The following is a 23,115-nucleotide window of genomic DNA, read 5'->3' as shown; positions in this document are numbered from 1 at the left end:
TCCCGCTCACTTGATTGCGCTGAACAGGCGGCTCCAGCGCACCGTCCAGGGCCATTCCCAGAGTTTCCAGGCGGATTCCCCGTCCTCGATCGAGAAGAAGATGATCTCGGCCCGGCCGACGAAGTTCTCGAAGGGCACGAAGCCGACGCTGCGGTCGCGCGAATCCAGCGAGTTGTCGCGGTTGTCGCCCATCATGAAGAAGTGGCCGGGCGGCACGACGAAGACCGGCGTGTTGTCGAAGGTGCCCCTGTCGCCCTCGCGCTCGATGATCTGGTGCGAGACGCCGTTGGGCAAAGTCTCGCGATACTGGATCGCGGGCGAACTGCGGCCCCAATTGTCGGTGGTGACGAAATCGGCGATGCGCTCGCGCTTCACCGGCTGGTTGTTGATGTGCAGGATGCCGTCGATCATCTGGATGCGCTCCCCGGGCAGCCCGATCACGCGCTTGATGTAGTCGGTGGAATTGTCGGTCGGCAGCTTGAACACGGCGATGTCGCCGCGCTTGGGCTCGGCCGCCCAGACGCGGCCGGAGAACAGCGGCGGGCTGAACGGGATCGAGTGCTTGGAATAGCCGTAGGTGTATTTCGAAACGAAGAGGTAGTCGCCGATCAGCAGGGTCGGGATCAGCGAGCCCGAGGGAATGTTGAAGGGCTGGAACAGCAGCGTCCGGATCACCAGTGCGATGAGCAGGGCCTGCACGACGACCTTGATGGTCTCGACGATGCCGCCCTCGTCCTTGGCGGTCTTCTTCTTCGAATCGACGTCGTTGGCCACGCGGGCGCTCCTGGGACGGGGGTCCAGCGCGCGGTCTAGCGGAATGTCGCCCGCCAGACAACGCCGGCAGAGGTGCGGGGCGTCGGCGCCGGCCGGCAGGCCAACGCGCGTCGTCATTTTCAAGCGACGATACGTCTTTTAACATGGACGGCGCGCCGAACCGGTCTAGGAAAGCGTGGACCGCCGGTTCCGACGGTCCTCTCCCCGCGATCCCCGCCGTCTTGAAGACCAGACCGTCCAGGATACCGTGAAGCTCCTCCTTCGCTCACCGCCGCTCGTCTCGCAATCGCGGCCGGCCGTCCAGGCGACCGTGGCGATCGCACTGGCCGGCCTCATATCGGCCGCTGCCACGGGGGCCCGCTTCGCCCTCGAAGGCACGCTGCCGCCCGGCTATCCCTTCCTGACCTTCTTTCCCGCCGTGATCATCACGAGCTTCCTGTGCGGGACGGCGGCCGGCACGCTCTGCGCCGTGCTCTGCGGTCTGGCGGCCTGGTACTGGTTCATCCCGCCCAGCGGCTTCGCGCTCAACCGGCAGAGCGCCTTCGCGCTGGCGTTCTACGTCTTCATCGTCGCCGTCGACATCGCTCTCATCCATCTGATGACGCGTGCGATGCGACGACTCGAGGCCGAAAAGCGCGTCTCGAACGCGCTCGTCGAGCAGCAGCGGACGATGTTCGAGGAGCTGCAGCACCGTGTCGCCAACAACATGGCCTTCGTCGCCAGCCTTCTGAACATGTCGCATCGGCGCCTCAAGGCCGATCCCTCGGCCGCGCCCGCCATCCTCGACGAGGCCCGAAACCGCATCGAGACCATGGCGCGGATTCACCGGCGCCTGCACGACCCAAACCAGGTCGACCTGCCGGTGGGGGCCTATCTGAACGACCTCTGCGCCGACGTCATCGAGGCGAGCGGAGTGTCCGGCGTCGCCTGCGATGTGGATGTGCCGGAGATGACCCTCGACATCCGCAAGCTCACGACCCTCTCGATGCTGGTTTCCGAGATCGTCACCAACTCGCTCAAGCATGCCTTTCCCGATGGCCGGGCCGGGCGGATCCGGGTTGCCATCCGGCTCGTCGACGATGCGACGGCGGAACTGACGATCGCCGATGACGGCGTCGGGCTGCCGGCCCATCCCGAGGGCGCCCTTCCCGGCCACGGGCTGGGCAACCGCATCGTCGAGGCCCTGTCCCGGCAGCTGAAGGGGACGGTCTCGCGCGAGACTGGCCCCGGCCTGACGACGCGCATCACATTCCAGCGATGATCCCGCTCAGTGCGCGGTCCGTTCGCGGCCCGGCGCGGCCTCGGCCCGCCCGGTGCTGCGGTCCGGCGTCGTGTCCGCCCGCAGACGCGGCAGCGCCCGCGGATGCTCGCGCTGGAGAAAGGCGACGATCTGCTCCCGCATGGTGCAGCGCAGATCGAAGGCCTGCCCTGCCGATCGGGCACTGACGAGGATCCGGATCTCCATCGTCGAATCCTTGAAATCGGTCACCTGAACATTGACCACGCGCCCGTCCCAGAGCGGGGTTGCGGCAGCGATCCGCTCGGCTTCGGCCCGCAGGGCGTCGATCGGCGTCTCGTAGTCGAGATAGATCATCACCGAACCGATCAGCGCCGCATTGTCGCGCGTCCAGTTCTGGAACGGCCTCTCGATGAAGTAGCTCAGGGGCAGGATCATCCGGCGCCAGTCCCAGAGCCGCAGAACGACATAGGTCGAGGTGATCTCCTCGACATTGCCCCATTCGCCTTCGACGAGCAGGGCATCGTCGATCCGGATCGGCTGCGTCACCGCGAGCTGGATGCCGGCGAAGATGTTCTTCAGCACCGGCTGCAGCGCCAGGCCGACCACGAGGCCCGCCGCGCCCGCCGAAGCCAGCAGGCTGACGCCGTACTGCCGGACGCTGTCGAAGGTCATCAGCATGGTCGCGACGCCGACGATGATGATCAGGATGTCTCCGACCCGTCGCAGGATGCGGGTCTGCGTGACGTGCTTGCGCGCCAGCAGATTGTCGTCGGCATCGAGCTTGAAGCGCCGCAGATAGACGGTGGTCCAGATATGAAGCGCCGCGGTCGCGATCCAGGCGACCAGCGCGATGAAGCACAGCAGCAGGACCTGCCGGATCAGCGCCGCTTCCCCGCTCGTCAGCGGCGACAGGCTGGCGGCGAAGCCCAGCGCGATCGTGATGACGGCGAAGCGTGTCGGCCCCTGGGTCCGGGCGACCAGGGAACGCCAGAACAGGTCCATCTGCGCCACGAACCGCGTCACGATCGTGAAGATGATGCGGTGGGCCAGGATCGCGACCGCCAGTGCGCCGGCGAAGACGGCGAGGCTGATCAGCCAGTTCGGGAGGGTGAGCATCGTTTCGCCCAGCCAGATGCGGGTCTGGTTCATGTGCAGCCTTCTGTCGCGGGATACGGTGCCAACGCATCCGGGACGGCAGAGGTTCACCGGTTTTCGCAATGGCGGACCGGTTGACCTGCCGGAATCCTGCGCGCACGATCTTTCCAGGCTCGGGGGAGGCTGGATCATGAATGGCAGGAAATACGCAGCGGAGGCGATCGGGACCTTCTGGCTGACCTTCGCGGGATGCGGCAGCGCCGTGATTGCCGCGGGCTTTCCGCAGGTCGGCATCGGCCTGCTCGGTGTCTCGCTCGCCTTCGGACTCACTGTCGTGACCATGGCCTACGCCATCGGCCACATTTCCGGCTGCCATCTCAACCCGGCCGTCACGGTCGGACTGGCGGCGGGCGGGCGCTTCCCGACCAACCAGATCCTGCCCTACATCGTGGCGCAGGTGGCCGGCGCCGTCGTCGCGGCGGGCGTGCTCTATCTCATCGCCAGCGGGGCGCCGGGCTTCGACCTCGCCAAGGGCTTCGCCTCCAACGGCTATGGCGAACACTCGCCGGGCAAGTACGGCCTCTTCGCCGGGTTCCTCACCGAAGTCGTGATGACGATGATGTTCCTCTTCATCATCATGGGCGCGACCCATGGCAAGGCGCCGGCCGGCTTCGCGCCGCTCGCCATCGGCCTGGGGCTCTGCCTGATCCATCTCGTCAGCATCCCGGTCACCAACACCTCGGTGAATCCGGCGCGCAGCACCGGCCCGGCGCTCTTCGTCGGCGGCTGGGCGATGGGGCAGCTCTGGCTGTTCTGGGTCGCGCCGCTGATCGGCGGGGCGCTCGGCGGCATCCTCTACCGCTGGCTGAGCGAGGAGCCGAGCGGCCAGGTCGTCGGAACCGCGCCGGCGGAGTAGGCCCTCCTCAGCCGCCGGAAAGCGGCCGCGCCTCGATCACCACGAAGGCCTGCGCCATCGGCGGGTCGTCGGTCATCGAGACATGCACGAAGGCCTCGTGCCCGGGCGGCGTCATGGCCGCAAGCCGCGCGGCCGCGCCGCCGGTCAGCCGCAGCGTCGGCCGTCCGCCGGGCAGGTTGACGACCTCCATGTCGCGCCAGAACACGCCGGCGCGCAGCCCCGTGCCCAGCGCCTTGGAGCAGGCTTCCTTGGCCGCGAAGCGCCGGGCATATGAGGCGGCCCGCGTCGAACGCCGCTCCGACTTGGCGCGCTCGCCTTCGGTGAAGATGCGATGGGTGAAGCGCTCGCCGAAACGGTCGAGCGACTTCTGGATGCGGTCGATGTCGCAGAGATCGGAGCCGATGCCGAGGATCATGCGCGAGACTTACGTCGCGGCGCGCCCCTCGTCCATCGCCTGCCGCATCCGCAGGAGCGCGGCGTCGAGGCCGACGAAGATCGCTTCGCCCATCAGAAAATGGCCGATGTTGAACTCGACGAACTCCGGCACCGCCGCGAGCTGCCGCGCCGTGTCGTAGTCGAGCCCGTGCCCGGCATGGACCTCGAGCCCGAGCGAGGCGGCGAAGGCGGCGCCCTTTGCGAGGCGGATGAACTCGGCCTGCGCCTTGTCGGCGTGGCCGTCCGCGACGGCATGGCACCAGGTCCCTGTATGCAGTTCGATCACCGGTGCGCCGAGCTTGGCCGCCATCGCGATCGGGGCCTCGTCCGCCTCGATGAAGAGCGAGACGCGGCAACCGGCCGCTTTCAGCCGCGCGATGGCGGGCCGCAGCGCCGCCTCCTGGCCGACGACGTCGAGCCCGCCCTCGGTGGTTCGCTCCTCGCGCTTCTCGGGGACGAGGCAGGCCGCATGCGGCCTCAGCTTTTCAGCCAGCGCGATCATTTCCTCGGTCGCCGCCATCTCGAAGTTCAGCGGCTTCGTCAACTCAGCGGCGAGGCGGGCCATGTCGACGTCGCGGATATGGCGCCGGTCCTCGCGCAGATGCGCGGTGATGCCGTCGGCCCCCGCGGCGACCGCCTGATGCGCGGCGCGCACCGGGTCGGGCAGGGCGCCGCCGCGCGCATTGCGCACCGTCGCGACGTGATCGATGTTCACGCCCAGTCGCAGCCGGTTCGCCATGGGTCAACTCTCCTCGGGACCCGGCGTGCATAGACGACAATGCGCTGCCGTCTCAAGACACGCATTGTCACGGCCGACCCCACGAAAACTGATGGGTCGCGACGATTGACGGTCGGGCCTTGGCGCTTCGGTAACCGCGTCCTCAGCGCAGGCGAGCGCCTGGCCGCCAATAAGGCAATCGTAAAGACTCAACCCTAAGGTGAAACGCGGGGAATCTGAATGTCATGGGGCGCGTATCGTGCAGCTTGCCGTAAAGTCAGGAGCGTTCGAGACCGAGGTGACGCGCGACCGGCGCGATCACGCCCAGGACCCCGATCGTTCGCTGGGCCGGGTCGTCTCCTGCGACGGCTCGCGCGCGACCATCGCCAGCACGGTGGCCGGGATGGCGCGGCTCGGTCCGGAATCCTGGACCGTCGGGCGGATGATCTCGATCAATCTCGGCCGCACCCGCATCGTCGGGCTCGTCTATGAAATGTCGGCGGTGAATGCCGTCTGGGACGAGGGCACCGACAACGCCATCCATGTCCAGGTCGAACTCCTGGGTGAAGTCATCGAAGGGGCCGATGGCGGCACGAGCTTCCAGAGCGGCATCTCAACCTATCCGCCGATCGGCGCCGTCGCCCATCGCATCCGGGCGGGCGATCTCGCCCTCGTCCACGACCTCGGCACCCGCAAGGCCGTCGCCATCGGCACGCTGACGCAGGACCCGACGATTCCCGCCACGGTCTGCATCGACGACATGCTGGCGCGGCATTTCGCGCTGGTCGGCACCACCGGCGTCGGCAAGTCCAGCGCCGTCTCGCTGCTGCTGCGGCGCGCCATCGCGGCCCGCCCGCGGCTGCGCGTCCTCATCCTCGATCCGCACAACGAATATGCCTGCGCCTTTCCCGACCGTGCGCTCGCGATCGACGCCGAGGCGCTCAACCTGCCGTTCTGGATGTTCAAGCTGGAGGAATTCGCCGAGGTCGTCTTCCGCGGCCGCACGGCCTTCGACGAGGAGGCTGACATCCTGCGCGAGGTCGTGATGGGTGCGCGCGAGCGCTATCGCGCCGGCAGCTCCCGCAACACCATGCGCGATCTCAACTCCACCCTGCTCAAGCGGCCGCTCGACGCCGGCATGGGGCGCCGCGAGGAGGGAACGGGCAGCGCCAGCGACATGCCGACGCCCTACCGCATCATCGACGCCATCGCGATCATCGACGAGTTCATCGGCCTGCACGAGAAGCGCTGGCCGCACGCCTCGCTGCGCTCGCTGAAGGTCCGGCTCGAGACCCTGCACAACGACCCGCGCTACCAGTTCATGTTCGCCCGCGCCAACATGATGGAGACCATGGCGCCGGTCGTCGCGCAGATCTTCCGCGTGCCGCATCACGGGCGCCCGATCACGGTTTTCCAGCTCGGCGGGCTGCCGTCCGAGGTCGTCGATGCGGTCGCCTCCGTGCTGGCGCGGCTCTCCTTCGATCTCGCCTGGGCCAGCCAGGGCACCTACGAGATTCTGCTGCTCTGCGAGGAGGCCCATCGCTACGTGCCCGCCGATCCGTCGCTCGGGTTCCTGCCGACGCGTCAGGCCATCGCCCGAATCGCCAAGGAGGGCCGCAAATACGGCGCCTATCTCGGCGTGGTGACGCAGCGCCCGGGCGAACTCAACCCGACGATCCTGTCGCAGTGCTCGACGGTCTTCGCGATGCGGCTGGCCAACGAGCTCAACCAGCAGATCATCCGCTCCGCCATCTCGGATGCCTCGGCCAGCACGTTGAAATTCCTCTCCTCGGTCGGCAACCGCGAGGCGATCGCCTTCGGCGAGGGCGTCGCCACCACGATGCGGATGCGCTTCGCCGAACTCGCCCCGCATGAATTGCCGGCGATGGACCTCGTCACCGGCGGCGATGGCCGGCGGGAACCGGGGCTGGACGAGATGGTTCGTCGGATGCGCGGCTGATCGCGCGCGGGGGCGACGCCAATCTTGCATCCGCGGTGCTTTGCCTGTAATGGCACGCGCTACCCATTTCCCTGCATCGCGACAGATCAGAAGGAGCCGCCCATGGCTCGCGTCACCGTTGAAGATTGCATCGACAAGGTCGACAACCGCTTCGAGCTGGTCCTGCTCGCCAGCCATCGCGCCCGCATGATCCAGTCGGGCTCGGCGATCCTGGTGTCGCGCGACAACGACAAGAACCCGGTCGTCGCGCTGCGCGAGATCGCCGACGAGAAGCTCAAGCCCGAGGATCTGAAGGAAGACCTGATCCACTCGCTGCAGAAGCATGTCGAGGTCGACGAGCCGGAGGCCGAGACCGTGCCGCTGCTCGCCGCCCCCGGCCAGAGCGCCTCGACCCCCGATTCGGAAGTCCAGTTCGACCGCATGAGCGAGGACGACCTGCTGCGCGGCCTCGACGGCCTCGTGCCGCCGACCGAGAGCGCCGACGACGAGGATTGAGCCCGGCGCGGCCGGTTCGGAACGATCTCTTCACCCAATCCGCTAAAGCCCGGCGCCGCCGGGCTTTTTCGTGCCTTGATCCGGGAATACGCCTTGCTGCCGTCCCATGCTGCCCCGATATTGGGCAACTCCAGATCAGGCAGGCGTGACAGAGGGCCCGTATGGGCATGATGCGGCAATACGAACTCGTCGACCGGGTTCGAAGCTACAATCCCAACACCGACGAGGACCTCCTCAACCGGGCCTATGTCTATGCCATGCGCGCCCATGGCACGCAGAAGCGTGCCTCCGGTGACCCGTTCTTCGCCCATCCGCTCGAGGTCGCGGCCCTCCTGACCGACCTCAAGCTCGACGATGCGACGATCGTCGCCGCCGTGCTGCACGACACGGTCGAGGACACCGAGGCGACGCTCGAAGAGATCGAGAGCATGTTCGGGCCCGACATCCGCCGGCTGGTGGACGGGCTGACCAAGATCAAGAAGCTCAACCTCGTCTCAAAGAAGGCGGCCCAGGGCGAGAATTTCCGCAAGCTCCTGCTCGCCATCGTCGACGACGTCCGCGTGCTCCTGGTCAAGCTCGCCGACCGGCTGCACAACATGCGCACGCTGCATTTCATGGCGCCCGAGAAGCGCCTGCGCATCGCCGAGGAAACCGCCGAGATCTATGCCCCGCTCGCCGGGCGCATGGGCATGCAGGAGCTGCGCGAGGAGCTGGAAGAGCTCGCCTTCCGCCACATCAAGCCGGAGGCCCACGCCACCGTCACCAAGCGGCTGGAGGAGGTCACTGAGCGCGAGGGCAGCGTCATCGGCGAGATCGAGAAGGACCTCAAGGACAAGCTCGCCGCCAGCGGCATCGAGGCCGACGTCTCCGGCCGGCGCAAGCGGCCCTATTCGATCTGGAAGAAGATGGAGCGCAAATCCATCTCCTTCGAGCAGCTCTCCGACATCTTCGGCTTCCGCGTCATCGTCGCGACGCCGGAGGATTGCTACCGCGTGCTCGGCATCGTCCACATGACCTGGCCGATGGTGCCCGGCCGCTACAAGGACTACATCTCGACGCCCAAGCAGAACGACTACCGCTCGATCCACACCACCGTGGTCGGACCTGGCCACAGCCGCGTCGAACTGCAGATCCGCACCGACACGATGGATCGCATCGCCGAATTCGGAATCGCCGCCCATGCCCATTACAAGGACGGCCGCACCACAGAACTGGCGAATTACGCCGATGAGAGCCGCGCCTATCAGTGGCTGCGCCGCACGGTCGACCTGCTCGCCGAGGGCGACAGCCCGGAGGAGTTCCTCGAGCACACCAAGCTCGAACTCTTCCACGACCAGGTCTTCTGCTTCACGCCCAAGGGCCGGCTGATCGCGCTGCCGCGCGGCGCCACGCCGATCGATTTCGCCTACGCAATCCACACCAATGTCGGCAACAGCGCCGTCGGCGCCAAGATCAACGGCCGCATCGCGCCGCTCCTGACCGAACTCGCCAATGGCGACGAGGTCGAAATCACCCGCGCCGAGGGGCAGACGCCGCCGGCCGCCTGGGAATCCCTCGTCGTCACCGGCAAGGCCCGCGCCGCCATCCGCCGCGCCACCCGCAGTGCGGTGCGCCGGCAGTATTCCGGCCTCGGCCGGCAGATCCTGGAGCGCGCCTTCGGGCGGGCCGACCGGCCCTTCAGCGACGAGAAGCTGAAGGCCGCGCTCAAGCGCCTCGCCCGCAACGCCGTCGACGACGTGCTCGCGGCGGTGGGACGCGGCGAGATGTATTCCGGCGACGTGGTCAAAGCGGTTTATCCCGACCTCGAGCCCGAGAAGCGCGCCACGCCCGATCCCAAGGCGGCCGGGGCCGGCACCGGCAACGGCAAGGGCTGGTTCGAGCTGCGCCAGGGCGAGAACCTGAAGTTCAAGCTGCCGGGCGAGGGGACGGGCGACGAAGTCTCCGGCGACAACGCGATCCCGATCCGCGGTCTCGGCGGCGACCTGCCGGTGCGCTTCGCGCCCAATGGCGGGGCGGTGCCGGGAGACCGCATCGTTGGCATCCTGACGCCAGGCGAGGGGGTGACGATCTACCCGATCCAGTCGCCCGCGCTCGCCGCCTTCGACAACGAGCCCGAGCGCTGGCTCGACGTGCGCTGGGATCTCGACGACAAGGCGATGCAGCGCTTCCCGGCGCGGATCGCCCTGAACTCGATCAACGAGCCCGGCTCGCTCGCCCAGATCACCACCACCATCGCCGAGCATGACGGCAACATCGACGCAGTCGCGATGCACCGCCCCAACCCGGACTTCACCAACGTCACCATCGACCTGACGGTCTGGGACCTGAAGCATCTCAGCGCCATCATCAGCGAATTGCGCGAGAAGCGGGTGATCAGCCGGGTCGAGCGGGTGGTCGGGTAGGCCTCAGCCGGCCCGGAAGGCCGCGGCGAGTTCCCGCACGAAGGCGTTGGTGCGCGGCGTCGCCACCTGGCTGCGCAGCACGACGCAGGAGGTGCCCAGATCGGGCAGGCCCCAGTCGCGCCCGACATCGACCGTCCCTGTCGGCGCCAGCCGCGCCGCCAGCGGCGAGACGCCGAGCCCGCCCGCGACCGCCGCCAGCACAGCGCTCATGCCGCCACCGATGAAGGCCTCGCGCCAGGCGAGGCCGGCGCGGTCGAGCGCCGCCATGCCATGCTGCCGCAGCCAGCAATCGGGCGTCAGGCTGACCAGCGGCAGCGCCTCGTCGGGCCGCCGCACCAGCCGCGGCGCCGCGAACCAGCCGAACCCATCCTCCCGCAGCACCTCGCCGCTGCGGCCGGGTGCGAGCCGGCGGATGATCGCGACATCGAGTTCGCCGCGCTCGAAGGCCGCCTCCAGCGCCCGCGACGGCTCGATCCGCAGCGCGATCACGAAATCCGGGTGGGCGGTGGCGAGACGCGCCAGCACGGCGGGGATCTCCGCCCCGACCGCCTGCTCGCTGATGCCGATCGCCATGCGCTCCGGCGCGGCGGCAAAGACCGTGAGCGCCTTGGCCTGCGCGGCCATCAGGTCACGCGCCGCGGGCAGGAAGCGCTCGCCCTCGGCCGTCAGCCGCACCAGCCGGGGATGGCGCTGCAGCAGGACCTTGCCCAGCCGCTCCTCCAGCCGCCGGATGCGCGTGCTGACCAGCGACTGCGTCGTGCCCAGCGCCTCGGCCGCCCGGGTAAAGCTGGCGAGATCGGCCGTTCTGAGGAAGGCGGCGACGGCGTCCGGATCGAGCGCGGCGAGCATAATGATCCCTAATCGATATCGCTGATATCATCTTCGATACGGTTTCAGGATGCATTGCGCAAGCTAGGGTCTTCCTCACTGGCGGGACCGCCGCTGTGCCAACGGAGACCTCTCATGCCCCTGATCCGAATTTCGATGCGCCGCGGGCGCCCCGCCTCGCATCCCGCGGCCATCGTCGACGGCGTCTACCGGGCGCTTCGCGCGACCTTCGAGGTGCCGGAGAACGACCTCTTCGCGGTCGTCCACCAGCACGAGGCCGAGGAGTTCGTCTTCGACGCGAATTTCTTCGGCTTCCAGCGCTCGGCCGGGCTGGTGATCATCCAGATCACGGTCGCCAACACCCGCGGCGTCACCCAGAAGAAGGCGCTGTTCGCCGCCATCGCGGCCAATCTCCAGCAGGATCCCGGGCTGAAGCCGGACGACATCTTCATCAACCTGCTCGAGGTCAAGCGCGAGGACTGGTCCTTCGGCGGCGGCGTGGCGCAGTATGTGGCGTAGGCGTCATTCTCGGGCGAAACGAAGACCCGCGAATCTCATGACCAGCGGGCTCTGGTTTCCGAGATGGTCGGGTCCAGCCCGACCATGACGAGCCGGCCCTGTTTCGCCCTGCGGTGTCCTGCCCTAAACCCATCCCATGGAATGGAACGACGAGGGCACGATCATCGGCGTCAGGCGCCATGGCGAGAGCGCCGTGATCCTGGAGGTGATGACCCGTGACCATGGCCGCCATCTCGGCCTCGTCCGCGGTGGGCGCTCCGCGAAGCAGCAGCCGGTGCTCCAGCCCGGCAACGCCGTCGCGCTGACCTGGCGGGCACGGCTGGACGAGCATCTCGGCGAGTACAAGGTCGAACTGCTCGCCTCGCATGCCGCGCGGCTGATCGCGGCGCCGGTCGCGCTCTACGGGCTCGGCACCATCGGAGCGCTGCTGCGTCTGCTGCCGGAGCGCGATCCCCATCCCGGCCTGCACGAGGCGCTCTCCGTGATGGTCGCCCATCTCGACGAGCCGGCGCTCGCGCCGGCGCTGGTGGTGCGCTTCGAGGTCGCGATGCTCTCCGAACTCGGCTTCGGGCTCGATCTCGCGCGCTGCGCCGTCACCGGCTCGCCCGACGATCTCAGCCATGTCTCGCCGAAATCGGGCAAGGCCGTCAGCCGCAAGGCGGCCGAACCCTATCGTGACCGGCTGCTGGCGCTGCCGCCCTTCCTGAGCGAAGGGCAGGGCGCGAGAGCGCCGTCCCCCGCCGATCTCGCCGCCGGCTTCGCACTGACGGGCTTCTTCCTGCGCCGCTATGTCTTGGAACCGCGCGGCCTGGCCGAGCCGCCGGAGCGGGCGCGGCTGGTCGAACTCGCGGCGCGCGCCTCGCTCGCATCCGAGGCCTGAGCGCTGCGCAGCTCCTGCAGCAGCTCGATCTGCACCTCCTGGATCTCGGCCAGCCTCTGCCATTGCCGGTTGACGAGGTGATCCATCTTCTCGTGCAGATGCCGGATCTCCAACTCGGCCTTGAGATTGACCTGGTAGTCGTTGCGCGAGCGGGCCCGGTCCTTCGCCTCCTGCCGCTGCTGGCTCATCATGATCACCGGCGCCTGCACGGCGGCGACGCAGGACAGGACGAGATTGAGCAGGATGAAGGGATAGGGGTCGAAGCTGGTCGCGCCGGCGATGTTGATCGTCATCCAGAAGGCGATGACGACGCCGAACGAGATCAGGAAGGCCCAGCTTCCCCCAAAACTCGCGACATGGTCGGCCAGGCGCTGGCCGAAGGTCCGGTCCCGGTCGATATCGTCATCGGTGTTGCTGGTGATCAGCTCGGAGGAGGCGAGGCTGTCGGCCACCTGCCGGTCGAGTTCGGTCATCTCGCCGCGCTCGCTGGCGAGCAGCGCGTTGACATAGCGCGAGCGATAGGCCGCGACGGCGTCCTGCGAGACCAGCGCATGGGCCGGGAGATCGGGATGGTCGCGGCGGATCGCGTCGGCCAGCGCCGGCCGCAGCGCATCGAGACTGACGAGAAGGCGCCGCGGCAGCGTGCGCCCGGTCAGCGAGCAGACGGCGTTCTCTGCGCTGGGGTCTTGGCTGGTCATGCGGGCCTCCCTCGGGACCGGGCGCGCGCCGGTCGATTGCAACGCTGCTCTTCGCCCGCCAACGTTCTAGCGGGGCGATTCGTGTCGTGCGATAGAGGCGCGTCTGGAATCGCAGCGGGGGTGAACAAGCCATGGGGAAGCCGGTCGATCCGCCGCCGGAGGAGGAGTCCGAGCGCATCGACCTGAAGGCCGCGCTCGAGGAGCGCTACCTCGCTTATGCACTCTCCACCATCATGCACCGCGCCCTGCCGGACGCCCGCGACGGGCTGAAGCCGGTCCACCGGCGCATCCTGCACGCGATGCGCCTGCTGCGGCTCGACCCCGGCCAGGTCCACAAGAAATGCGCCCGCATCGTCGGCGACGTCATCGGCAAGTTCCACCCGCATGGCGACCAGTCGGTCTATGACGCGCTGGTGCGCCTGGCGCAGGACTTCGCCCAGCGCTACCCGCTCGTCGACGGCCAGGGCAATTTCGGCAACATCGACGGCGATAACGCTGCCGCCTATCGCTACACCGAAGCGCGTATGACCGAGGTCGCGCGGCTGCTGCTCGACGGCATCGACGAGGACGCGGTCGATTTCCGCGAGACCTACAACGGCGAGGACGAAGAGCCGATCGTGCTCCCCGCCGCCTTCCCGAACCTGCTGGCGAACGGCTCGCAGGGCATCGCAGTCGGCATGGCGACCTCGATCCCGCCGCACAACGCCGCCGAACTCTGCGACGCGGCGCTTTATCTGATCCAGCACCCGGAGACCTCTTCCGAGCAACTGATGACCTTCGTCCAGGGGCCGGATTTCCCGACCGGCGGCATCATCGTCGAGTCCAGAGCCTCGATGGCGGAGACCTACCGCACCGGCCGCGGCGCCTTCCGCACGCGGGCGCGCTGGGCGGCTGAGGATCTCGGCCGCGGCACCTGGCATGTCGTCGTCACCGAAATCCCCTACATGGTCCAGAAGGGCCGGCTGATCGAGAAGATCGCCGAGCTTCTGAACGACAAGAAGCTGCCGCTCGTCGCCGACATCCGCGACGAATCGGCGGAGGACATCCGCGTCGTCATCGAGCCGCGCGCCCGCAATGTCGATCCGGCTCTGATGATGGAGTCGCTCTTCCGGCTGACCGAGCTGGAATCGCGCATCTCGATGAACATGAACGTGCTGACCGGCGGGCTGGTGCCGCGCGTGCTCGGCCTCAACGAGGCGCTGCGTGCCTGGCTCGACCACCGCCGCGACGTGCTTCTGCGGCGCTCGCGCTTCCGCCTCGGGCAGATCGAGAAGCGGCTCGAAATCCTGCGCGGCCTGCTGATCGTCTATCTCGACCTCGACCGCGTCATCAAGATCATCCGCGAGGAGGACGAGCCCAAGACCGAGCTGATGCGCGTCTTCGAGCTCAACGAGGTCCAGGCCAACGCCATCCTCGACACGCGGCTGCGTGCGCTGCGCAAGCTCGAGGAGATGCAGCTCAAGACCGAGCTCGACGAGCTGACCAAGGAGAAGGGTCAGATCGAGGAGCTTCTGGCCTCGGAACCCGTGCAGTGGAAGCTGATCCAGCACGACATCCGCCAGGTGAAGAAGCTGTTCGGGCCGGAGACCGCGATCGGCAAACGCCGGACCTCCTTCGCCGACATGCCCGACACCACCGACATCGACCTGACCCAGGCGATGGTCGAGCGCGAGCCGGTCACCGTGGTGATCTCGAAAAAGGGCTGGATCCGCGCGCTGAAGGGCCATGTCCAGGACCAGTCGACCCTGACCTTCAAGGGCGATGACGGGCTGAAGACGGCCTTCTTCACCGAGACGACGGCGAAGATCCTGGTGCTCGCCACCAACGGCAAGGTCTTCACCCTGGAGGCGGCCAAGCTGCCCGGCGGGCGCGGCTTCGGCGACCCGATCCGCCTGATGATCGACCTCGAGGAGCATGCCGAGATCGTCGAGGCCTTTCCCTACCGGCCCGGCCTCAAGCTCTTGATGGTGACGACCGACGGGCGCGGCTTCGTCGCCCCGGCCGACGATGTCGTCGCCAACACCCGCAAGGGCCGGCAGGTGCTCAATGTCGACATGCCCGTCGAGGCGCTGCTGGCGACGCCGGCCGAGGGCGACCATGTCGCGATCATCGGCCAGAACCGCAAGCTGATCTGCTTCCCGATCTCGCAGGTCGCCGAGATGGGCCGCGGCAAGGGCGTGCGCCTGCAGCGCTACAAGGATGGCGGCGTCTCCGACGCCAAGACCTTCAGGCTCGCGGATGGCCTGACCTGGCGCGACACCTCGGGCCGGACCTGGACCGTGGCGCAGGCCGAACTGCTGGAATGGCTCGGCCACCGCGGCGAAGCCGGCCGCCTGCCGCCCAAGGGCTTCCCGAAGAACAACAAGTTCGGGGGGTAACGCGGCGATCCGGAGCAACCGACTGGATCGCAGCGGGCGGGGTGGCCGCAACCTGCCTCAGTGAAGCCTCACTTGCGGGGAGATTGATGCGGGCACGTCTCGGCGGTCGGGGCGGCTCGCTGCGGAGAAGCGGTTATGAGGCTCGCCCTTGCTGTCGCGCTCCTGATTCTGAGCGTCGCCGGGCCTCAAATTACGGCCTGGGCGCAAGCTGCCCGTCCCAACGACGCGCCGAAACCCCAACGCGGCGATCCGCTCGCTGACGCGACCTTGGCTGCGTCGAACGGCAACTTTGGGCTGCTGATCGATTCCGGCCCGATCCGGCATACGCCGCCGGGTGTGACGTGCCTCACCCCGTTGGGCCGTGCTCCCAAGGCGGCAGGCCCCTCCGGCGTCGGAGGCGACTTCATCACGCCAGCGATGCATGCGCGATGGCTGTATTCATCTGCCTATAACCGGGCGTTGGTCGACCATCCCGATTATCCTGACGGCGATCTGTGTCGGGCGAGCCGTCAGGGTGATGGCAGCTCGTCACGCTCTTTCGAGCATCTCGCCTCGCCCGCAAGGACGGTAACACAGCCTCCAAGAGACGTTTTCGAGGCCGCGCGGCGTGGCACGGCCGAGGACGTCGGGCGGCTTCTGGCGGGCAGCCCGATCGATGCCCTGGACGTATTCGGCATGACCGCGCTCGCCTGGGCGACCGCGCGCGGCAACGTACCGGTCGTCGAAGACCTTGCATCCCGAGGCGCCGATCCTTGGCAAGGTAGCTACGGAATGTACTTCAGTGCGGTCCGGATCAGTATCGCGCTGGGTCGTGTCGATACGTTCCGCAGGCTGATTGCCCTTAAGCCGAAGCCCATGCATCGCTGGCCCGCCTATGTACTTCGGGACGCGGTCGCGAGCGGCAATACCGAGATCGTCCAGCACATCCTGGCGGAACCGCACGAGTATTATGATGGCTCTGGCGATCTTCCGCCCGCGGCGACGATGGCGCTGGTGCTCGGTGACCCGAAACGGCAGGCCGACGATCTCCTGATCCGAGCGCTCGACAGGTCGGACCGGCTCGATCTGGTGACGCTGGCGCTCTCAACCGGCGCCAATCCGAACGCGACAACCAAAGTCGCTCCCTGGCAATCGGCACTCGGACTCGCGGCGAGGGGCTTTGCGACGATGTCCGTCGACGCCGTCGAGGCGCTGCTGGCGGCCGGCGCGGACGTCAACCTGATGGCGGGTGACCGACGCCCGCTCTGGCACGCCGCGGCGACGCTGAAGATGGGGCGGCTGTCGGACGAAACCGCCGAGCGTGCGCGCGCGATCTTCCTGCTGCTAATCCGGCACGGCGCCGATCCCCGGCTTCTCAATGTCGACGGCAAGCCACCGCTCTGGTCGATGCTATTTCCGCGACCACACGAACCCAACACCCTCGACGGGAGCTTCATGACGGCCGAGTTGCTCCTGCTGTTCGCTGGCGCCGGAATGGATGTCAACGCGCTGTGGAATGGCAGGTCGGTGCTGGCAGAGGTCGAGAAGCAGGCTGGACCCGACTCGCCACTGGCCGCGTCGCTGCGCCAGGTGGGCGGTGTTGCGATCGGCTCGGCCTCCGGCCCGGTGGCCGATCACCGGCCGGCCGAACGCCGTTTTCGCAACGACGAGACGGGAGCCCGGTGACATCCAGGATTGGCGCGACACCTCGAACCGGACCTGGACGGTGGCGCAGTCCGAACTGCTGGAATGGCTCGGCCACCGCGGCGAAGCCGGCCGTCTGCCGCCAAGGGATTCCCGAAGAACAACAAGTTCGGGGGGTAAGGGCGGGGGCTCCCACCACCTTGGACCAGATCGCGCGGGGAACCCTCTCCCGTAGGGAGAGGGCAGGGTGAGGGGTCGGCCGTCGGACGCGTAGGCGCGACCTAACCGCCGCGCGCGGTTGGCGCATCATTCCACGGGTCCAGGGGCCAGCACCTCACCCCTGCCCCTCTCCTTACAGGAGAGGGGTTCCCCGCGCCCAAGCTGCGTTGAGGAGATTGGTAAAAAGCCAATCACACCAGAGATCTGCGCCCTCGGGCTGAATCAACCCCGCAGCCACCTGAATCAATCTCTCAGCGGATGCTCTGGCCGATGACGCCGACTTCGAGGCCAAGCGTGAGATTGTTGGTCACCGCCCATTCAACGCCGGCGCGCGCCTCGGGTCGCACCGCGATGTCTCTGCGCGAGAACGGCGCCGACCACGGCGTCGCGCCCCAGCGATAGGTCTCGTTGGCGGCGGCCATGCCGACCTTGGTGTAAACAAGCACGTCGGGCGTCACCAGCACGCCGGTCTTGATCTGGAAGGCGCCGGCGAAGTCGCGCGTGAAGCTCGCCTGGCCGAAGCCCGGCGTATTGGAGCCGCCGAAGCTCGGCATGTAGTCGAGCGCGCCGACGATCCCGTAGACAAAATTGCCCTCGCGCTTCATCACGCCCGCCTCGAGCCCGAAGGTCGGGCCGGCGCTGCTGCCGAAGCGCTTCGAACTGGTGACGTTGAAGCCCGTCGAGATGCGGGCATAGGAGCCCTCCCAGCGCACGCCGCCGGGCGCCAGCGTCGGCTGCGACCAGGCGAAGGAGGGCAGCGGCGCGAAGCCGTCGAAGGGCAGCCAGGACTGGGCACGGGCCGCGCCCGGCAGGAGCAGGGCGCCGGCGATCACGGCGGAGAGAAGCGGCACTCTCACGGTCAATTCAGTCCTCATTGCAGCCATGCCTCGCAAGCAGGTTATCATGAGGGGGCCGGAATGTCGCGGATTTGTGGCGGCCCGGCGCCTCAGGACAGCTTGGTCTTGAGCTTGAGGAAGCGCATCGTCCGCTCGGCGGTGGCGGCGTCGAGTGCGGCATAGGACTTCAGGTCGTCCTCGGTCGCCGCCTTGGCGAACATCATCCGCCGCCCGCGCAGCTTCAGCACGGCACCGAAGGCGTCCGTCGAGACGCCGAGCGCCCGGCAGGCGACGGCGATCCCGCTGGCGTCGCGCTGCATCAGCACGCGCAGGGCCTGGTCGGTGCTGAGGCTCGCGACCTGGGCGAAGACCAGCGCGAGGTGGAAGGCGCGATCCTCGTCGGCCAGCATGGTGACGATCTCGTCGAGCGGGCGCGTGCCGGCCGAAAGGTCGGCCATCAGCAGCTTGATCTCGAGCCGCTGCTGGCGCGCCTGGCGGGCGAGGCTCAGCGCCTCGCTGCCCGGCTTGTTCCAGAGCGTCCCGTCCTCGCTCATCTGCCCGACGATGCGCATGACGCGCTCGGCGCGGTTCGGGGTCAGGTCGGAGCGCGAGGACAAGGCGAGGCTGATCTGGCCGTCCTGCCCGCCGCGCTCGATCAGTCGGTCGAAGCCCTTCTCGGACAAGCTGGCGCCCTCGTTGGCGCTGACGGTGTGCAGAACCTCGCGGTCGCCGCGCTCGACCAGGATGTCGGTCACGCTCTCGGAGAGCCGGGCGCGCTCGGCGATCGCCACGAGGTGGCGCTGCGACTGCGTCACCGCGATTGCCGCGAGATCGGTATCGGTCAGGACCGGTGAAAGCTTGAGGACGAGGCGGGCCACGTCCGCGTCGGGGTCGGAGGCGAGCGTCACCGCCACGTCGCGCGGCAGGGTAGGCGTCTCGGCGACGCGATCAGCATAGTCGCGCCGCGCATCGACTTCGAGATGCGGCAGCGATTTGAGGGCGATGTCGCCGTAATGCGCCTGCGACGCCTCGTTGGGCGCCTCGTCGAGCAGGAACAGATCGGTGACTGCGTTCAGAAGTTGCCGCCGGCTGTCCGACGACATTTCCGCAGGCATTCGGGACAGTTCGCTGAGCATGGGGCGATCCGGAAACACATCAGAGCGCCAGCATAGCGCCGAGGGTTTGACCGATCATTAAGATGACCCTGCGTGATCCGCGTCATTCGCCCTTCCGGCGGGGGGCGGATGAAGCGCATCGACGCGTCCGGCCCTCAGGCGACGCGCGCCTTCATCCGGATGAAGCGCATCCCGCGCGTGGCGGCGGCGCTGTCGATCTGGGCGTAGCGGCGCAGATCCTCCTCCGTGTCCTTGTTGGCGAACATCAGGCGCCGCGCCCGCAGCGCCAGCACGGCCGCGAAGCCGGCGATGCCGATGTCCAGCGCGCGACAGGCCAGCGCGATGCCGCTGACGTCCCGCTGCAGCAGGGCGCGCAGGGCCTGCTCGACGCCGATGTCGGAAACGCGCGCCAGCACCTGCGCGAGATGGTAGGCGCGGTCCTCCTCGGCCAGCATCACGACGACATCGTCGAGCGGGCGCGTCCCGCCCTTGAGATCGCCGATGAGCTGGTTGACCTCGAGCCGCTGGCGCCGTGCCAGCCGCGCGATCGCGGCCGCCTCGCTGTCGGAGGCGAGGTCGATGTCGTCGTCCTCGCCCAGTTCCACCAGCACGCGCAGGACGCGCTCGGCCCGGGCATCGCTGAGGTCGGAGCGGACGGCGACCGCCCGCGGGATCGCCGCCTCCTCGCGGCCGCGCTCCAGCAGCCGGTCGAAGCCCTCCTCCGAAAAGGCGGCGCCCTCGTTGCCGCCCACGGTCTTGAGCACGACGGTGTCGCCGCGGTCGACCAGGATGTCGGTGATGTTTTCCGACAGGCGCACGCGCTCGGCGATGGCGGCGAGATGGGCCTGCGACTGGTTCAGCGCAATCGCCGCGAGATCGCGGTCGGTGAGGACGGGCGAGAGCCGCAGCACCAGCTGAGCGACCTCGCCATCCGGGTCACCGGCCAGCGCATTGGCGACGCTGCGCGGCAGGTTCGGCTCGGCGGCGACCTCGTCGGCATAACCTTGCCGCGCCTCGCTATCGAGATGGGGCAGGGCGCGCAGCGCGATCTCTCCGTAATGGTGCTTGGAGAGTCCTGTCGGCTCCGGGTCGCAGAAAAACAGGTCCGTCACCGCCTGCAGCAGCTTCCGGCGCGCGTCGGACGAGGTCTCCGCGGCGAGTTTGAACAGGGAGTGCAGCATGACGCCCCCGAAGCCTTTCTCCTGACGGACCCGCCCCGGGGGGCGCCGGCCAATGTGACGCAGCCCGGCGACCGCGAAAACCATTGTCGGAAATTGATATGAACAAAACCTATTGCCGCAGCGTCAACGGCGTCGGCGGTCGTGGAGGGGGCGTCAGCCGAAGCGCTCCCAGCCTTGCGGCAGCAGGCGTTCCTGGGGCAGGAAGCGTTGCTTGTAGGCCATCTTCGGTGAGCCATCGACCCAGTAGCCGAGATAGACGTAAGGCAGGCGCAGCCGCCGTGCCCGCTCGATATGGTCGAGCACCATGAAGGTGCCGAGCGAGCGGGCCTCCAGCGACGGGTCGAACACCGAATAGACCATGGAGAGCCCGTCGCTCAGCGTGTCCGTTAGCGCCATCGCGAAGAGATCGCCCTGGCCGCGGCCGGTGAAGCCGCTGTCGGGGCCGCGGCGGCGGTACTCGATCAGCGCGGTCTCGACATGCGTATCCTCGACCATCATCGCGAAATCCAGCGCCGACATCGTCGCCATCCCGCCGTCGGGGTGGCGCTCGTCGAGATAGGTCCGGAACAGCGAGTAATGCTCCGAGCGGGGCCGGGGCGACAGCCACTCGCCGATGAGGTCGCTGTTGTGCGACATCACTTTGCGGAAGCTGCGCGAGGGCCGGAAATCATCCACCAGCACGCGCACGGAAATGCAGGACCGGCAGGTTTCACAGGCCGGGCGATAGGCGATACTCTGCGAGCGCCGGAAGCCGCCATGGCTGAGCACGTCGTTGAGATCGCGGGCACGCGCGCCGACGAGATGCGTGAACACCTTGCGCTCTTCGCGCCCGGGCAGATAGGGGCACGGCGTCGGCGACGTCAGGTAGAATTGCGGGGCATCCCGCAACGGGCGCGTCACGTCAGGTTCGCTCCGGCATCGGGGTCGAACCTGAGTTTAGCAGCAGCGACGACGGCAACAAGGCCCGCCTGCCGCCCTGCCGTCAGGCGCGCACCACCACCAGCCCGGTGAGCAGGTCGTGGCCGAGGCGCCGGTCGCTGCGCACGATGCCGCAGAGAATGTCGAGCAGCCAGAGCGCTACTGTCGAGGCCGCGACATAAAACAGCAGGGCGTGGACCGCGGCCGCCAGCCCGTCCGGCCGGCCGCCGGTGGCGGTCTCGACGCGCAGGCCGGCCATGCGCATGCCCCAGGTCGCCTGGCGCGGGCCGCCGATGGTCAGCGCGGCGTAGCCGAGGGCCGTTGCAACCGTGGCGATCGGGATCAGCAGCCAGGTCGCGCCGAAGGTGACGATGCCGAGCACGCCGAGCGCGAACCAGACCAGCGTGCCGAGGATGGCGAGGATGATGATGTCGCCGATCCAGGCGAAGATGCGCGAGCCCAGGACGCCGCTGACATCCTGGACGGGTCGCTCGCCCATCGCGACGATCGGGGGCTGGCCGTAGCGGGTGTCGCTCATCGTGAAATCTGTCCTGTTCTCGTTTGGGCCGGTGCGGCTCTGGACATAATGTTTGGTCAGCGACCCGGTTCCGCAAGATCGCGGCCCGCGAGCCCGCGCGGCAGCACGCGATGGGGTGCGAAGCCGCTCTCGCGCAAGGCCGCTTCGATCGCGGCCGAATGGGCGCTGCCACGGGTTTCCACGGTGACGTCGAGCGTCACGCCCTTGGCCGGCACGTCAAGGAAGAGCCGGCCATGGCTGACCTCGAGAATGTTGGCGCCCTGCTCGCCGAGCAGGCTCGCGACCTTGCCGAGCAGGCCCGGCCGGTCGGCGGTCGTCAGCCGGAAGGCGACGATGCGGTCCTCGCGCTCGAGCTCGCGCACCATGATCGCCGCCAGCAGGCGGGTGTCGATGTTACCGCCGCAGAGCAGCAGGCCGACCTTGCGCCCGGCATAGCGCCCCGGCTCCTTCAGCATCGCGGCGAGACCGGCCGCGCCGGCCCCTTCTGCGAGACTGTGTTGAAGACTGGCGTAGGCATAGACCGCGCGTTCGATCAGGTCCTCGCCGACCAGCACGATGTCCGAGACGAGGCTGGAGACGATCGGCAGGGTCTGGACGCCGACCGTCTTGACCGCGATGCCCTCCGCCAGCGTCGGCCCGCCGACGGGCAGGTCGTCGGCGTTGATGGCGTTGAAGAAGGAGGGGTAGAGCGCAGCCTCCACCCCGATCAGCTCGATCGACGGCTTCAGAGCCTTGGCGGCCACCGCATTGCCCGCCATCAGCCCGCCGCCGCCGAGCGGAATGATCAGCACCTCCAGATCGGGGTCGTCGTCGAGCATCTCGCGCGCGATCGTGCCCTGGCCGGCCATCACGGCGGGATCGTCATAGGGATGCACGAAGACCAGTTCCTCTGCCTCCGCGAGTTCGCGCGCCTTCTGCGCCGATTCGTAGAGCGTCTCGCCATGCAGCACGACGCGGGCGCCATGGGAGCGCGTGTTCTCGACCTTCACCAGCGGTGTCGACTCCGGCATCACGATCGTCGCAGGGATGCCGAAGCGCCGCGCGTGATAGGCCACCGCCTGGGCGTGGTTGCCGGCCGACATCGCGATGACGCCGCGCTCCCGCTCGTCCTCGTCCAGCGTCAGCAGCTTGTTGACCGCGCCGCGCTCCTTGAAGGAGGCGGTCGCCTGCATGTTCTCGTGCTTGACCAGCACGGTCGCCCCCGTGAGGGCCGAGAGGCGCGGCGCCGGCACCAGCGGGGTGCGCAGCACATGGCCCTCGATGCGCCGCGCCGCCGCCTCGATATCCGCCGGCGTGATCGTGAAGGGCTCGCTCATGATGGGGGAGTCCGGTTGCTCAAAGGGTAGG

At 68.1% G+C, this 23,115-nt stretch carries 21 protein-coding genes; 9 read left to right on the top strand and 12 right to left on the bottom strand.

The window, feature by feature from the left end; genetic code table 11:
- Window positions 1-6 precede the first annotated feature (6 nt).
- Window positions 7-774, bottom strand: coding sequence for a signal peptidase I (gene lepB, locus SJY11_RS17720; RefSeq protein WP_326911762.1), 768 nt, complete (start codon window positions 772-774; stop codon window positions 7-9).
- Window positions 775-1,021: 247 nt separating this feature from the next.
- On the opposite strand from lepB, the gene SJY11_RS17715 reads away from it, so the two are divergent.
- Complete coding sequence (locus tag SJY11_RS17715) at window positions 1,022-2,035, top strand: sensor histidine kinase (RefSeq protein ID WP_376988073.1); 1,014 nt, start codon at window positions 1,022-1,024, stop codon at window positions 2,033-2,035.
- A 6-nt stretch (window positions 2,036-2,041) separates the two neighbouring features.
- On the opposite strand, the gene SJY11_RS17710 is transcribed toward SJY11_RS17715, so the two are convergent.
- A complete protein-coding gene (locus SJY11_RS17710) occupies window positions 2,042-3,163 on the bottom strand; it encodes a mechanosensitive ion channel family protein (RefSeq protein WP_376988072.1) in 1,122 nt (373 codons plus the stop codon).
- Window positions 3,164-3,299: 136 nt separating this feature from the next.
- On the opposite strand from SJY11_RS17710, the gene aqpZ reads away from it, so the two are divergent.
- Window positions 3,300-4,025 carry an aquaporin Z gene (aqpZ, locus tag SJY11_RS17705; protein WP_376988071.1) on the top strand — a complete coding sequence of 242 codons (726 nt, stop codon included), beginning with the start codon at window positions 3,300-3,302 and terminating at the stop codon, window positions 4,023-4,025.
- A gap of 7 nt (window positions 4,026-4,032) precedes the next feature.
- Here the strand turns inward: aqpZ and acpS are convergent, their stop codons facing one another.
- Both acpS and SJY11_RS17695 read right to left on the bottom strand, forming a co-directional pair.
- Entirely contained in the window at window positions 4,033-4,440 is a 408-nt protein-coding gene (gene acpS, locus SJY11_RS17700) for a holo-ACP synthase (protein ID WP_326911766.1), read from the bottom strand.
- Window positions 4,441-4,449: 9 nt separating this feature from the next.
- On the bottom strand, window positions 4,450-5,199 hold the full coding sequence (locus SJY11_RS17695) for a pyridoxine 5'-phosphate synthase (RefSeq protein WP_376988070.1): 750 nt from the start codon (window positions 5,197-5,199) through the stop codon (window positions 4,450-4,452).
- 238 nt (window positions 5,200-5,437) lie between these two features.
- On the opposite strand from SJY11_RS17695, the gene SJY11_RS17690 reads away from it, so the two are divergent.
- The 3 genes from SJY11_RS17690 (at window position 5,438) to SJY11_RS17680 (ending at window position 10,035) form a co-directional block, all read left to right on the top strand.
- Window positions 5,438-7,138: an ATP-binding protein gene (locus SJY11_RS17690; protein WP_376988069.1), complete on the top strand. Its 1,701-nt coding sequence runs from the start codon at window positions 5,438-5,440 to the stop codon at window positions 7,136-7,138.
- A gap of 102 nt (window positions 7,139-7,240) precedes the next feature.
- Window positions 7,241-7,633 carry a DNA-directed RNA polymerase subunit omega gene (gene rpoZ / locus SJY11_RS17685; RefSeq protein ID WP_054141122.1) on the top strand — a complete coding sequence of 131 codons (393 nt, stop codon included), beginning with the start codon at window positions 7,241-7,243 and terminating at the stop codon, window positions 7,631-7,633.
- A 167-nt stretch (window positions 7,634-7,800) separates the two neighbouring features.
- Window positions 7,801-10,035: a RelA/SpoT family protein gene (locus SJY11_RS17680; RefSeq protein ID WP_376989363.1), complete on the top strand. Its 2,235-nt coding sequence runs from the start codon at window positions 7,801-7,803 to the stop codon at window positions 10,033-10,035.
- Between the two features lie 3 nt (window positions 10,036-10,038).
- On the opposite strand, the gene SJY11_RS17675 is transcribed toward SJY11_RS17680, so the two are convergent.
- Complete coding sequence (locus tag SJY11_RS17675) at window positions 10,039-10,884, bottom strand: LysR substrate-binding domain-containing protein (RefSeq protein ID WP_376988068.1); 846 nt, start codon at window positions 10,882-10,884, stop codon at window positions 10,039-10,041.
- Between the two features lie 114 nt (window positions 10,885-10,998).
- On the opposite strand from SJY11_RS17675, the gene SJY11_RS17670 reads away from it, so the two are divergent.
- Both SJY11_RS17670 and recO read left to right on the top strand, forming a co-directional pair.
- Window positions 10,999-11,382 (top strand): tautomerase family protein, encoded by a 384-nt coding sequence (locus SJY11_RS17670; protein ID WP_376988067.1) that lies wholly within the window; start codon window positions 10,999-11,001, stop codon window positions 11,380-11,382.
- Window positions 11,383-11,518: 136 nt separating this feature from the next.
- Complete coding sequence (gene recO / locus SJY11_RS17665; protein ID WP_376988066.1) at window positions 11,519-12,262, top strand: DNA repair protein RecO; 744 nt, start codon at window positions 11,519-11,521, stop codon at window positions 12,260-12,262.
- Here the strand turns inward: recO and SJY11_RS17660 are convergent.
- Entirely contained in the window at window positions 12,169-12,960 is a 792-nt protein-coding gene (locus SJY11_RS17660) for a DUF1003 domain-containing protein (protein WP_376988065.1), read from the bottom strand. The two genes, recO and SJY11_RS17660, sit on opposite strands and share 94 nt — an antisense overlap.
- 131 nt (window positions 12,961-13,091) lie before the next feature.
- Here SJY11_RS17660 and parC point away from each other — a divergent pair, with 131 nt between their 5' ends.
- Both parC and SJY11_RS17650 read left to right on the top strand, forming a co-directional pair.
- The gene (parC, locus tag SJY11_RS17655) at window positions 13,092-15,338 is read left to right on the top strand and encodes a DNA topoisomerase IV subunit A (protein ID WP_376988064.1); all 2,247 of its coding nucleotides are present in this window, start codon (window positions 13,092-13,094) and stop codon (window positions 15,336-15,338) included.
- 135 nt (window positions 15,339-15,473) lie between these two features.
- Window positions 15,474-17,003 carry an ankyrin repeat domain-containing protein gene (locus tag SJY11_RS17650; RefSeq protein ID WP_376988063.1) on the top strand — a complete coding sequence of 510 codons (1,530 nt, stop codon included), beginning with the start codon at window positions 15,474-15,476 and terminating at the stop codon, window positions 17,001-17,003.
- Between the two features lie 428 nt (window positions 17,004-17,431).
- Here the strand turns inward: SJY11_RS17650 and SJY11_RS17645 are convergent, their stop codons facing one another.
- From SJY11_RS17645 to SJY11_RS17620, 6 genes are all read right to left on the bottom strand, one after another.
- The gene (locus SJY11_RS17645) at window positions 17,432-18,037 is read right to left on the bottom strand and encodes an outer membrane protein (protein ID WP_376988062.1); all 606 of its coding nucleotides are present in this window, start codon (window positions 18,035-18,037) and stop codon (window positions 17,432-17,434) included.
- 89 nt (window positions 18,038-18,126) lie between these two features.
- On the bottom strand, window positions 18,127-19,152 hold the full coding sequence (locus SJY11_RS17640) for a DUF2336 domain-containing protein (protein ID WP_376988061.1): 1,026 nt from the start codon (window positions 19,150-19,152) through the stop codon (window positions 18,127-18,129).
- 134 nt (window positions 19,153-19,286) lie between these two features.
- Complete coding sequence (locus tag SJY11_RS17635; RefSeq protein ID WP_376988060.1) at window positions 19,287-20,312, bottom strand: DUF2336 domain-containing protein; 1,026 nt, start codon at window positions 20,310-20,312, stop codon at window positions 19,287-19,289.
- Between the two features lie 153 nt (window positions 20,313-20,465).
- Window positions 20,466-21,212 carry an arginyltransferase gene (locus SJY11_RS17630; protein WP_376988059.1) on the bottom strand — a complete coding sequence of 249 codons (747 nt, stop codon included), beginning with the start codon at window positions 21,210-21,212 and terminating at the stop codon, window positions 20,466-20,468.
- An 82-nt stretch (window positions 21,213-21,294) separates the two neighbouring features.
- Window positions 21,295-21,768 carry an RDD family protein gene (locus tag SJY11_RS17625; RefSeq protein ID WP_326911778.1) on the bottom strand — a complete coding sequence of 158 codons (474 nt, stop codon included), beginning with the start codon at window positions 21,766-21,768 and terminating at the stop codon, window positions 21,295-21,297.
- A gap of 56 nt (window positions 21,769-21,824) precedes the next feature.
- Window positions 21,825-23,084 carry a threonine ammonia-lyase gene (locus SJY11_RS17620; protein ID WP_376988058.1) on the bottom strand — a complete coding sequence of 420 codons (1,260 nt, stop codon included), beginning with the start codon at window positions 23,082-23,084 and terminating at the stop codon, window positions 21,825-21,827.
- Window positions 23,085-23,115 lie beyond the last annotated feature (31 nt).

The organism is Allobosea sp. R86505, from assembly GCF_042466375.1.
GTDB lineage: Bacteria > Pseudomonadota > Alphaproteobacteria > Rhizobiales > Beijerinckiaceae > Allobosea.
This window is presented reverse-complemented; position numbering and strand designations above follow the sequence as displayed.